13 protein-coding genes are annotated in these 12,304 nt (G+C 62.8%); all 13 read left to right on the top strand.

Translation table 11 applies throughout. The annotated features are described in order from the left end of the window. Nucleotides 1-101 precede the first annotated feature (101 nt). The 13 genes from V9K91_RS15310 (at nt 102) to V9K91_RS15250 (ending at nt 12,298) form a co-directional block, all read left to right on the top strand. Nucleotides 102-497 (top strand): hypothetical protein, encoded by a 396-nt coding sequence (locus V9K91_RS15310; RefSeq protein WP_306990190.1) that lies wholly within the window; start codon nt 102-104, stop codon nt 495-497. Between the two features lie 412 nt (nt 498-909). Next, nucleotides 910-1,332, top strand: a complete 423-nt coding sequence (locus tag V9K91_RS15305; RefSeq protein WP_306990188.1) for a hypothetical protein — start codon at nt 910-912, stop codon at nt 1,330-1,332. Between the two features lie 250 nt (nt 1,333-1,582). After that, nucleotides 1,583-2,032 (top strand): hypothetical protein, encoded by a 450-nt coding sequence (locus tag V9K91_RS15300; protein WP_306990185.1) that lies wholly within the window; start codon nt 1,583-1,585, stop codon nt 2,030-2,032. Between the two features lie 582 nt (nt 2,033-2,614). Next, nucleotides 2,615-3,151 (top strand): Imm42 family immunity protein, encoded by a 537-nt coding sequence (locus tag V9K91_RS15295; RefSeq protein ID WP_336443623.1) that lies wholly within the window; start codon nt 2,615-2,617, stop codon nt 3,149-3,151. Nucleotides 3,152-4,397: 1,246 nt separating this feature from the next. Beyond that, entirely contained in the window at nt 4,398-4,694 is a 297-nt protein-coding gene (locus V9K91_RS15290) for a hypothetical protein (RefSeq protein WP_249833450.1), read from the top strand. Between the two features lie 166 nt (nt 4,695-4,860). Further along, a complete protein-coding gene (locus tag V9K91_RS15285) occupies nt 4,861-5,610 on the top strand; it encodes an N-acetylmuramoyl-L-alanine amidase (RefSeq protein ID WP_336443624.1) in 750 nt (249 codons plus the stop codon). A gap of 21 nt (nt 5,611-5,631) precedes the next feature. Next, nucleotides 5,632-6,804 carry an MltA domain-containing protein gene (locus V9K91_RS15280; protein WP_336443625.1) on the top strand — a complete coding sequence of 391 codons (1,173 nt, stop codon included), beginning with the start codon at nt 5,632-5,634 and terminating at the stop codon, nt 6,802-6,804. 10 nt (nt 6,805-6,814) lie between these two features. Continuing rightward, nucleotides 6,815-7,357, top strand: a complete 543-nt coding sequence (locus tag V9K91_RS15275; protein ID WP_336443626.1) for a hypothetical protein — start codon at nt 6,815-6,817, stop codon at nt 7,355-7,357. Nucleotides 7,358-7,446: 89 nt separating this feature from the next. Continuing rightward, nucleotides 7,447-8,382 (top strand): HAD family hydrolase, encoded by a 936-nt coding sequence (locus V9K91_RS15270; RefSeq protein WP_336443627.1) that lies wholly within the window; start codon nt 7,447-7,449, stop codon nt 8,380-8,382. A 72-nt stretch (nt 8,383-8,454) separates the two neighbouring features. Continuing rightward, a complete protein-coding gene (locus V9K91_RS15265; RefSeq protein ID WP_068848254.1) occupies nt 8,455-9,516 on the top strand; it encodes an ATP-binding protein in 1,062 nt (353 codons plus the stop codon). Further along, nucleotides 9,506-10,954, top strand: a complete 1,449-nt coding sequence (gene ntrC / locus V9K91_RS15260; protein WP_336443628.1) for a nitrogen regulation protein NR(I) — start codon at nt 9,506-9,508, stop codon at nt 10,952-10,954. The genes V9K91_RS15265 and ntrC overlap by 11 nt, the downstream gene beginning before the upstream one ends. A gap of 91 nt (nt 10,955-11,045) precedes the next feature. Further along, nucleotides 11,046-11,615, top strand: coding sequence for a superoxide dismutase family protein (locus tag V9K91_RS15255; RefSeq protein WP_068848258.1), 570 nt, complete (start codon nt 11,046-11,048; stop codon nt 11,613-11,615). Between the two features lie 53 nt (nt 11,616-11,668). Then, nucleotides 11,669-12,298: a superoxide dismutase family protein gene (locus V9K91_RS15250; protein ID WP_210132978.1), complete on the top strand. Its 630-nt coding sequence runs from the start codon at nt 11,669-11,671 to the stop codon at nt 12,296-12,298. Nucleotides 12,299-12,304 lie beyond the last annotated feature (6 nt).

Raw genomic sequence — 12,304 nt, 5'->3', positions numbered from 1 at the left:
CTGCAAGGTACAGATCTGTCAGGTCTGGCTTGGTCAAGCTCATTCCCTACGGAGACGGCATGGAAAATCTAAGCTAACAGGCGTACCTCGAACTACTGTCAATGTCTGATCCAAGCGCGAACATTACCAGTAGCTGGAATTCCGCTAAGGCCTGGGTAGGAACTTACGTCATCGGCACTATCAAGTTCGTTAGGCTGCTAGCGACACATGGCTTGCTCAATCATCAGGCAACGTTGGTGCTGGCTAAGGGTCTTAGACAGCACGCCCTGGCCGAACCAGAGACATACCCAGATCGAAATTTTGAAGCGGCGAGCGATGCAATCGCGTACGCGCACGCTCTGGAGGAATGCGCCGAGATTTCGTCCGCGATCAAGATGTCTTTCACTCTGGATGAGCAGGAGCGTATCGATCAGTTTTCGTGCGCTCTAGAACGCATCTTTGATGCTCACGGTGTCCCGATCAACGATGTTCCTCTCTACCCAATCTCGGGCGCGTGATGCTCGGACTCAATGAGTCAACCATCGAAGTGGATCCCATCAGACCAAAGCTGATTGTCCTTCCACTTCCTGTGCAGAACATCCAAAGAGCGCCCGAACTGGCGGCAACGTGGAGCTTGCCGACACTGACGTACCAGGGCTACCTGAAAGGATGGCCGCTTCCAGTCGAATCGATGACCCAAGCACCGAGCTGAAGCAGAAGGGCTTTGTTCGGTTAGTGACGGAAACCTTCCAGAGCCAAACAGTAACAATGGGTGGTAAGGATGCAATCGAGCTCAATCGAAGGGTGGATTCAGGGGTTAAATTCTGAAAGATATAGCCACACGAAGGTTGATGCGCTTCACATCGTTATGAAGGATGGCAATGCAATTACGTTGAACTCCCGCATGCATCCCGCTAGTGAGTAAAGCAGATGTCAGAATTCAATTGCATATTTCTTGGTCGTGAAGTGGATCGGTCCCCCGAGCTTTCCGAGTACGCGAAAAGCTTCCTGAACTGTTCCGCCGCAGAGTGGAGCAGGGGTGGCGGAGACTGCGTCTTTAGCTACATAGAAGGTGGACTTTCACTTGCAGTCCTCGTAGTTCTGCATGACGGGAATGGTCGGATGTCTGTTCGCTACGATCTTGCTAGGGCAAGGAAGGCCTACTACTCCATTGGAAGCAAGGATGAGATGAACGCAATTGTGGATGTCGGTGACGACCAGTTCGTTCCTCTTGGCTCATTGGTGTTACCCCTGGCCGCATGGCATGCGGTAGAGGACTTCTTTGTTAAGCCTCTAGAGATGCCCGGCAGACTCCACTGGATGAATGCCGAAGAGATTGTTTGGCCTGAGTAGGAGCCTCTTCAGAAGTGTTTCCTGATGATCGTTGAGACACAGCTCGACTGTGTCGACGACGCGCGCTCGGAGTACGTCAGGTTCGAGGACGGCGATGTGGCGAGGCCAGACCTGGTTGGCCGGATTCGAGCGTTCCTAAAATTTCCATGGACGAGGATAAGGCCGATCCGCGGCACGTGTTTCGCTTGAAGGCTTACCCAAGCGCACTGATCGTTCGCGATTCGTTGGGAAAATCGATAGAGGTCTGCCAGTGAACCAACGTCTTGCGCTTTCGAAGATTCTTGCGGTTGCTCTCAGCGCCGGCATCTGCGGGTTGCTCCTGATCGGCCTACCACTGAGCGTCAATGCAGGGACAGAAATTGAGACGATCTACTTTTCTTCGATCATAGGCATGGTGGCAGCTATCTTCGGCGTGGTGGTTGGCTTCCCAGCGATTCTCATTGTTGATGCCGTACTACCTCACGCGAAGTTCCGCCATGTCGCGTTGGGCGCGTTCTGTGCGGTGCTCGCTTGGCTCATAGTCGAGGGCGCCTTTGCGCGTGACGCTTGGAACAACATCTGGGCAAGCAGCACCTTCTGGATTGAACGGGCGCCCAGGCGACTTGCAGTGTTTGCGGTCATAGGTCTGCTCGCGGGCATCCTTTACTCTTTGATCTGGCCCAGCTTGCTACGTAAGCGGACAGCGGCCAAGGACAGGTAGAAGGGGAGGTCGAGTGACAGTAAGTATTTCGAGACTAGCGTGGCAGGTGGCAAGGTGGTGCCGCGGACGGCACCACCGCTGATCAGGGGATGTTCTGAAGCCTCATGAGACCCCGGCTGTGCAGGCGCCTGCAATCATTGACTGGAGTAAAATTGTGTCTAGATCGTGGTGAATGGATTGCATGAGTCAGGAGCGTGATCATGGCAGGAGCGAAGTACAACCTGATTCACCTTGCGTACTTTTGCCTCTGGGTGCTATGTGCGCTGGTCGAGCTACTTTCTGCCTATTCCCATTGGAATAGGGGCTTGAGATTGATGCCTCAACTTCTTTTGGGACCTTACGGGGACTGGGTCCGGCTTGCCGTCGTCGTGTCATTTCTGTCTCTTCCAGTCCTTCTCTGCGTACTCGTCGCTCGTTTGCGCCACTGGAAATGGACTAGGCTCCCGGAGGTCTTCCTGGCGATCGTTGTCGTTACCCTGTTCCTATACAACATGTCTTTAATAAAGTCTTAGTTCCCAACGCCTAATCATCTTCAACCGTCGAGTTCCCGATGATCATTCTTGCCTGCATTACTGACCGTACATGACTGTCTTCGGCGACCCAAACAATTTCGCACTCATCGCCGCGAGCGTCCAATCCTGGAACGAGAAGCCTGGCATGGGGAATGGCATTTTTCACTTCGTTGTAGATGGACGGCTATTCCCACGACGAGCGAGGGTATCAGCGCTCTCGGCAGACATTGGTAGCTTGTCGCCCGGTAATGCTCTTGTGGATCTGCCAGAGAATTCCGATGTGTCAAGTCTTGGTGCGGATGATACATTCCGCTTTCTGCTGAATGGAATGCTTCCCTACATCCTTATGGATGAAGATGAGATTCCCGATAGCTTCCAGACTGACTATACCTACCAAGCCTCGACGAACAATTTGGAGGATGAGAATTGCTTCGCCTTTGCAGTGAAGGTTGGCCATCAGGTTAGGGTGGTCGCAGCGGAAGTCGTGCTGGACTCCCTTGCTGGTGGTAATCGCTTGTTGGATGTATCCGAGGCTTGGATCGATGTGAGAGAGCTCGCGGAAATTATTGGTCTTGCGAAAGAGGCCTTCAAGAATTCAAGCCTTTAGCTGACCTCAGAAACTACGTGATCCGTCCGGGGAGGGGAGTCGCCTCTGGGTTTCCCGGATCGTGGCGCAGCCTCCGGTGTCGACCAGGATCGGATTTGCAGCGAAAGGCGATAGCTCTCGTCTAAAGTTCCGCGCCCACAGGCCGCTCAATGATCAATGTGCCCGATATCGCGAACGCGCCAATTTTCCATCTTGGAGATTTGTAGTAATGAATGGAACGGTTCTTCCAGCGTGGTTGCACTCAATCGTATTTGCAGTGCTATCGGTCTACATGTTCATGCTTTGGGCTGGCTTGAAGCGCGACTCGCTGAGTGAGGCGCGGAAGCGTTTGGTTGACCGCATTGAAGTTCTTCGGTCACCGGGCGCGGCCTTGTCTGTTGGCTGCCTGTTTCTGGCTCTCGCAGTCGGCAATGCCGTTTGGGCTTATGGGTACCGGTGGTGACCGTTCCCAGCGATGCGACGCACATGTCTGGATCCTCGACTATGCCAATGCTCTCGCACCGCAAGTTCACATATGGCGGATCCACGATGAAACGGGGCCGAATACAGATAACATCGGCTCTAAGGTCAACTCCTACAAGCTGCCGTGGATACCGGGCGCACCACCCGCCAAGTGCTGGCCGTCCATAATGGATGGAAAGAAAGTTGAGGTTTGTCAATGAGTGCTTGGAATCTGCCTGCCAGGATGCTTGCAGTGCCACTGAGCACTGCAGTGGCCAGTGGCATGTTCTTTCTGATCCCTGTCATGTCCTCGAGCGGAACGTCTGTGCATGGTGCACTGCCTGTGTTGGGTATTTTCCTGATCATAGGTGCCATCATTGGCTTGATCGTGGGATGTCCACTTGTCTTGCTGGTCGACGGCATTTTCCCCAGATGGCGCCCCAGGTACATTGTTTTTGGCGCGGCCGGGGCTTTGGTGGGCTGGCTGGTCTTGGAGGGTGGGTTCGCGCGCGGCGCCTGGGAAGCAATATGGTCCAATCCGAGATTCTGGGTGGACTGGGCACCCAGGCGACTCATCCTCTTCTCGCTCATCGGCGTAATGAGCGGCCTCCTTTACACCGCGTTTGTCCGGTTCATTGATCGCGCAATCCCTCGTGACACCAGGTAGCTCGTAAAATGCGCCTTGCGCAGCCGCTGGCCACGTGGCTGCCCTCCCCGATCCAAAACGTGCGCAAGCCGGTGAGCATCGTGTTGCACTACGATTTCTGCCCGCTCGCCACGACTATCCATCCTTCCAGGCAGCCGAATGAAGAGCCTGATCAACATCGTCTACTACGTCGGTTGGATTGCGTGCGCGGCGCTGTTCCATGCGGTGGCCTACAACAGATACACGTCTGGAGCCCTTGGCCTGTTTGACGTCTACGATCTGAACCCGGAGCGTGCGCTGCAGGTTGTTCAGGCAGGCGTGGTGGTGCTGTTGATCCAGACAATGGCGATCATCATCAGGATCACCGATTGGAGGAGGGCGCGAATCCTTGAGATTGCACTGGCCCTCCTTGCATGGCTGCCATTCCTCTACAACCTGTCGTTCGTTCGGGGTTGAGAAGGAAGAAAGTTCAGGGCCACGAGGAACGCACGGCGTCGTTCACCACCCGCGCAGGCACGTGGACCCCAATCTGCGCGGGTGGGATTTCGCGATCCAGGACTCGCATCCTCGTGGTGAGGCCAGGACCCGCGCAACCCGCTCTCGAATCAAGCACAATCGGGTAATGCGCCGAATCCGCCTCCCGCTCGTGCTGCTCACCGCCTTCCTGCTTGCCGCCTGCGCCAGCACCGATGTGCGTAGCCCGCTGGCGACGTGGGTACCTTCGCCGAACCACAACGTGCGCAACCCGGTCATCATCGTGCTGCACCACACCGACCAGGACAACGTGCAACAGAGCCTGTACACCCTGCGTACCGCCAACAGCGGTGGCAAGGTCAGTGCGCATTACCTGGTGGGCTCGGATGGCCACCTCTACCAGCTGGTGGCCGACAACCGCCGTGCCTGGCATGCCGGAGGCGGCCGCTGGGGCACCATCACCGACCTCAACTCAGCGTCGATCGGCATCGAGATCGACAACGACGGCAGCAGTCCGTTTGCCGCGGACCAGATCGCCGCGCTGATCCGCCTGCTGGATGATCTGTGCACCCGTCTTAACATCCCGCGCACCCAGATCATCGCCCACTCCGATCTGGCGCCGGCCCGCAAGCAGGACCCCAGCCGCTATTTCCCGTGGCAGCGGCTGGTCGAAGCAGGTTTCGGCGTCTGGCCCCGCGCCAGTGACGGCCCGGCGCCGGAGGGCTTCGACCCGTGGCTGGCCCTGCAGGCCTTCGGCTACCCGCTTGACGACCGCGCCGCCGCCGGCGCCTTCCACCGCCGTTTCCGTGGCCGCGACGACCTGCCGCCCACCCTCGACGTCGAGGACGCCCGCATCCTGCATTCGCTGCTTCAGCAAACCCCTACAATCAATCGCTGATACCGCCCAGAACGAGCATCCATGAAGGCCAAGCGCATCACCGCTGCAATCAAGCACCCTGCCTTGACCCTTCTAGGTCTGTCCCTGCTCACCGCTTGCAGCGTCAGCACTCCCAAGTCCGATGCGCCGCCGTCTGCAAGTCCCGCCACCTACGCAAAGGCGGACTGGAAAGCGCTCCCCGCGGTCAGCGACAGCGACCTGCAGGCCGGCTTCAGTGCCTGGCGCAGCGCCTGCCCGCGGCTGAAGAGTGACGCCACCTGGGCGCCCACCTGCGCGGCGGCTGCCAACATCGCCAGCACCCCAACGGCCATCCGCCAGTTCCTGCAGGACTACCTGGAGGTCTATTCGCTGCGTGCCGGCGGCCACCGCGCCGATGGCCTGATCACCGGTTACTACGAGCCGGTGTACAGCGGCAGCCTCACCCGCACTGCCAGGACGCCCGTACCGGTCTACGGCGTGCCGGCCGACATGGTCAGCGTGCAGCTCGATGATCTCTACCCCGAGCTCAAGGGCAAGCGTCTACGCGGCCGCGTGGAAGGCCGCGTGCTTCGCCCCTACGACGACGCAGCAAAAATCTCCGCCAAGGGCGTCAACGCGCCCGTGCTGGCCTGGCTGTCCAACCCGATGGACCTGCAGTTCCTTCAGATCCAGGGCTCGGGCCGGATCCGCTTGGACGACGGCCGCCAGTTGCGCATCGCCTACGCCGACCAGAACGGGCATCCCTACCGCCCGATCGGCCGCTGGCTGGTGGCGCAAGGTGAGCTGAAGAAGGAAGACGTCACCATGGACGCGATCCGCGCCTGGGCCGATGCACACCCGCAGCGCGTGACCGAGCTGCTGGCCAGCAACCCCAGCTATGTGTTCTTCACCAAGGGGCCGGATGGCGACGAAGGCCCGCGCGGCTCGTTGAACGTGCCACTCACCGCCGGCTACAGCGTGGCGGTGGACCGCACGGTGGTGCCGCTGGGCAGCCTGCTGTGGCTGTCCACCACGCGCCCTGATGGCAGCCCGGTGGTGCGCCCGGTGGCCGCGCAGGACACCGGCGGCGCCATCGCCGGCGAAGTGCGCGCCGACCTCTACTGGGGCACCGGCGACGCCGCGGGCAAGTTGGCCGGAGACATGAAGCAGAAGGGCAACCTGTGGTTGCTGTGGCCCAAGGGTGCAGCACTGCCCCACACTCCCTTCGGCGGCTGAGGACACCCACATGGCAATCTGGTACATCGTGGTCGGGGTGATGGTCCTGGAGATCGTGCTGCAACTGGCTTGGAGCCCGTTCTACTTCGGAACGGGCATCCGCCTGTTCAACGAGCGGATTCCCGCCACCGCGGAGATGCGCCACCGACTGGTGCTGAACTGCCTGGAGCGCGACGTGGCCACGTCGGACTGGATGCCGATGGTATTCCGTCCACTGCCGGATGGCCGCACGGCATTCCGCGAAAGCTTCTTCACCAGCTTCACCGGGCGCTACTACCCGGTAATGCGCGGCCTGGTGGTGGTGGACGCCATGCGCAACCAGGTACGGGTGGAAGGTATCTGCAACTGGATGACCCTGGCCATCGCGGTGCTGTGCGTGGCCATGCCGATGGTGGCCGCCTCCACCTGGCCGATGCTGATGATGCTGGGGTTGTTCGTGTACTGCTACTTCATCCAGCGCCGCCGCTACCACGCGGTTGCCGAGGCCCTGCGCGAACAGATGCGTACCGAGCTGCCGGAAGCGATCATGGCGTTGAGGCGCCGCACCCAGTAAAACTACTGCGCCCTGCGCAGTGGTTCTGCGCAGGTAGCCGCCGAGCGCGAGGGCTAGCATGCTAGCTTCAAGCCCCTCGAGTCATATCCATGCACGAAGGACTGCTCAAAAGCTGGAACGCCGGCGCCACGCGCCAGGCCGTCATTGCCTTCGTCGCACGGGTCACCCTGGAAGACGGACCCGACTACGTACCCCCCGCCGCACGGATCGCCGTGTTCGACAACGACGGCTGCCTGTGGTGCGAAAAGCCCATGCCGATCCAAGCCGACTTCCTCTTGCGCCGCATTGCCGAACAGGCTGAAGCAGACCCGTCGCTACGCGACCGGCAACCCTGGAAAGCCGTTCATGAAAAGGACCAGGCGTGGCTGGGCGATGTCATCACCAAGCATTACGAGGGCGATGACACCACGCTCAAGGAAATGGCGGCCGGCCTGCTTTCGGCCTATGCCGAAGATGACGTGGAGTCGTTCGCCAGCAAGGCCGACCAGTTCCTGCGCAGCGCGGAGAACCCGGTGCTGAAACGCCCCTACCTGAAGACCGCCTACGCGCCCATGCGCGAGCTGCTGCAGTACCTGGAAGCCAACCAGTTCACCAACTACATCGTGTCCGGTGGCGGACGCGACTTCATGCGGCCCATCACCCACGAGCTGTACGGCGTTCCACCCGAGCGTGTGGTCGGCACCACCGTCGCGCTGCAGTACCGCGAAGAAGACGGCATCGGCAAGGTGGTCCACACCTCGAAACTGGAGGTGTTCGATGATGGCCCCAACAAAGTGGTACGGATCTGGAGCCGGATTGGCGCGCGCCCGATCTTCGCTGCCGGCAACTCCAATGGCGACATCCAGATGCTGCAGTTCGCCACGCAGGGAAAGGGCGCCTCGCTGGCGTTGCTGGTTACCCACGATGATGACGAGCGGGACATTGCGTATACCTCGGGCGCCCAGAAGTCGGTGGCGCTGGCGAAGGAGCGCGGGTGGCCGCTGGTCAGTGTCCGGGAGGACTGGGCGAAGGTGTTCGTGGATTAGCGGCGGGCTGCGTGGCTGCGTGGTGCCGGACGGAAGGGGAAATAGACCCTCGTTTTGCACTACATTGGTGCAATGACCCCCGCACCACCGTCTCCGTCCCTCGAAGTCCTTGGCACCCCGGTCGCCTGGGCCGATGCCGAAGGCCGCGTCGCCGGCTGCAACCCGGCCTTTGCGCGCTGGCTGGGGGTAAGCGTGCGACGCCTGCTCGGCCAGCCACTGGCCTCGCTGGAGGTACAGGGCGAGGCCTTGGCCCACTTCCTGGCGCGCGGCGAACGCGACACCCTGCGCCTGCATCGCCTGGCCTTGGCCCTGCCCGGGGAGGCCCCGCGCTTCGCCGAGGGCTGGCTGAGCCGGCATGAGGAAGACGGCTGGCTGCTGGAAGCGCACCCGGTGGATGAGTTCCCCGGGCTGGACCCGACCCAGGCCCTGCCCAGCGCACTCAGTGCCGCCCTCAAAGGCCTGGCCCACGAACTGCGCAACCCGCTGGCCGGCCTCAAGGGCGCGGCCCAGCTGCTGGCCCGTCGCAGCGCCCAGCGCGACCCGGAAGAGCGCGAGCTGATCGAGCTGATCGGCTCGGAGATTGAACGCCTGAACGGGCTGCTGGAACAGCTGCTGTCGCCGGCGCCGGCCGCGCCGCATGCGCCCCTCAACATCCACGCCTCTCTGGAGCGCGTGCTGCGCCTGGCCGAAAGCGAAGGCGGCTGGGCGGTGCGCCTGCAGCGCGATTACGACCCCAGCATTCCCGAATTCGACGGCGACGCCGACCGTCTCACCCAGGCGATATGGAACCTGGTGCGCAATGCGATCCAGGCCGGCGCCGGTACCGTCACCCTGCGCACCCGGGTGGAACATGGCGTGCGCATCGGCGACCAGCTGCAGCCGATGGCGCTGCGCCTGGAGATTGCCGATGACGGCCGTGGCGTGCCCGAAACGCTGGCCGAGCACCTGTTCCTGCCGCTGGTCAGCGGCCGCGCCGAAGGCACCGGGCTGGGCCTGGCGCTGGCCCAGCAGGTGGCGCGCGAACACCGCGGCACGCTGACCTACCGCTCGCGCCCCGGGCATACCGTATTCACCGTGCATCTGCCGATCGGGCAAGGCACCCCCGCTGCCGAGGAGACCGCGCATGGCGGATGACAGCCAAGCCACCGCCCAGCGTGTCTGGGTAGTGGATGACGACCGCGCGGTACGTTTCGTGCTGTGCACCGCGCTGCGCGATGCCGGCTATGCGGTGGAAGGTTTCGATGGCGCGGCGGCGGCCTTGGAGATGCTGGGCAGCCAACCCGCCCCGGACCTGTTGTTCACCGACGTGCGCATGCCGGGCGATGACGGGCTGGTGTTGCTGGACAAGCTCAAGGCCGCGCACCCGCAACTGCCGGTGATCGTGATGTCGGCCTATACCGATGTGGCCAGCACCGCCGGTGCGTTCCGTGGCGGCGCGCAGGAATTCCTGTCCAAGCCGTTCGATCTGGACGATGCGGTGGCCCTGGCCCAGCGCGTGCTGCCGGAGCCGGACACCACCCTGGTCGAGCCCAGCCTCCCGTCAGTGGAGTCCGCGCCTGACCAGCGCCCGCAGCTGGTCGGCGACACGCCGGCCATGCGCGCGCTGTTCCGCGCCATCGGCCGCCTCGCGCAGGCGCCGCTGTCGGTGTTGATCAACGGCGAAACCGGCACCGGCAAGGAACTGGTGGCGCATGCGCTGCACCACGAATCGCCGCGCGTGCAGGGCCCGTTCGTGGCGCTCAACACCGCCGCCATTCCGTCCGAACTGCTGGAAAGCGAGCTGTTCGGCCATGAAGCCGGCGCATTCACCGGCGCGCAGCGCCGCCATGTAGGCCGCTTCGAGCAGGCCGATGGCGGCACGCTGTTCCTGGACGAAATCGGTGACATGCCACTGCCGTTGCAGACCCGCCTGCTGCGCGTGCTGGCCGAAGGCGAGTTCTTCCGTGTGGGTGGCCGCGAATTGATCCGGGTGGATGTGCGGGTCATTGCGGCCACCCACCAGGACCTGGAAACGCTGGTGGCGCAGGGCCGCTTCCGCGCTGACCTGCTGCACCGGCTGGACGTGGTGCGGCTGCGCCTTCCACCGCTGCGCGAGCGCCGCGATGACGTCGCCCAGCTGGCCGACACCTTCCTGGCCGCCGCCGCGCGCAAGCTGGATACGCCGCCCAAACGGCTCACCGCCGCTGCGCTGCAGGCGCTGCGCGAGCACGACTGGCCGGGCAACGTGCGCGAGCTGGAAAACGTGTGCTGGCGCATGGCCGCACTGGCCGCATCCGACACCATCGGCGTGGCCGATGTGGACAGCGCGCTGCACCGCGGTGCCGGGCCGCGCACCCGCGCGCAGGGCGATCCCAGCCAGTGGGAAGCCATGCTGTCGGCATGGGCGCGTCAGCGCCTGGCCGAGGGCGCCGAAGGCCTGCATGCGCAGGTGCGCGACCGGGTGGACCAGGCGTTGCTGGAGGCGGCCCTGCAGATCACCCACGGCCGCCGTGCCGAAGCCGCCGCGCGCCTGGGCATGGGCCGCAACACTCTGACCCGCAAGCTCGGCGCCGGGCGCCGGCGCGGCGGATGAATCCCTGTTCATGGCATGTAAGCACCGCGTCGCGGTGCCTTTCATGGTCCGTGGACGACCATGACGTTAGTTTGCACAGAAGGAGTTCCAGATGCGTCGTTCCCACCTCGCCCTGCTGATCCCGTCACTGCTGGTGCTCGCCGCCTGTGGTTCCGCGCCCGAGCAGCGCAGCGCGCCGGTGCCGGCCGTACCGGTGGTGAGCACCGCCAAGCTGGCCGAAGCCAACCTGGCGCCTGCCTCGGCAAGTATTGTCAGCGGCCGTCTGGTGCTGGTGCCCGATGCGCAGGGCGTGCATATCACCGGCACCATCGGTGGGCTGCAGCCGTTGCAGACCGCCGCGTTCCACGTGCATGAGCGCGGTGACTGCAGTGCCGTTGACGCCAGCAGCGCGGGGGCGCATTTCAACCCGTTCAACCAGCCGCATGGCCGCAACAGCGCTGGGGCACATCACATTGGCGACATGGACAACCTGCGCGCCGACGCGCAGGGCCGGGTCAGCGTCGATGTACGCCTGCCAGCGGTTACCCTCGGCGGCGGTGCAGCCACCGACATCGTTGGCCGTGCGCTGGTGGTTCATGCCAACGCCGACGATTACCGCAGCCAGCCGGCAGGTAACGCCGGCGCCCGAATCGCCTGCGGCGTCATCCGGGTCACGCGCTGAACGCGCTGTCCAATGACGTCGCTTTTTCCCTCGTTACCCGCAAGGAGATCCACATGCGCCTGATCCATACCTCACTGTTCGCCGCCATTGCCGCCATCGGCCTGACCGCCTGCAACAAGCCGGCTGATGCGCCCGCCGCCGATCCCGCCACCGCCACCCCGCCGATCGCCGAAACCGCGCGCACCACCGAAGCGCCGCCGGCGATGACCAGCGAAGCGCACGCCAACCACAGTGCCGTGGCCGAGCTGGCCCCGACCCAAGGCAATGACGTGAAGGGCAACGTGACCTTCAGCGTCGTCGACGGCAAGGTCCACGTGAAGGGCCAGGTCAGCGGCCTGAAGCCGAACAGCGAACACGGCTTCCACATCCATGAGAAGGGCGACTGCAGCGCGCCGAACGGCGACAGCGCCGGCGGCCACTTCAACCCGAGCAAGGAAGACCACGGCAACGTGGCCACCACCCCGCACCACGGTGGCGACATCCCCAACATCAAGGCCGACGCCCAGGGCAACGCGGTGGTGGATGCAGCCGTGTCGACCAACGTCAACATCGGCGAAGGCAACGACAGCGACATCATCGGTCGTGGCCTGATCGTGCATGCCGATCCGGATGATTACAAGACCCAGCCGACCGGCAATGCCGGTGCCCGTCTGGCCTGCGCGGTGATCAAAGCGGCCCCCTGACCGGTG

The organism is Stenotrophomonas sp. CCNWLW57 (genome assembly GCF_037203925.1).
Classification (GTDB): Bacteria; Pseudomonadota; Gammaproteobacteria; order Xanthomonadales; family Xanthomonadaceae; genus Stenotrophomonas; species Stenotrophomonas rhizophila_A.
This window is presented reverse-complemented; position numbering and strand designations above follow the sequence as displayed.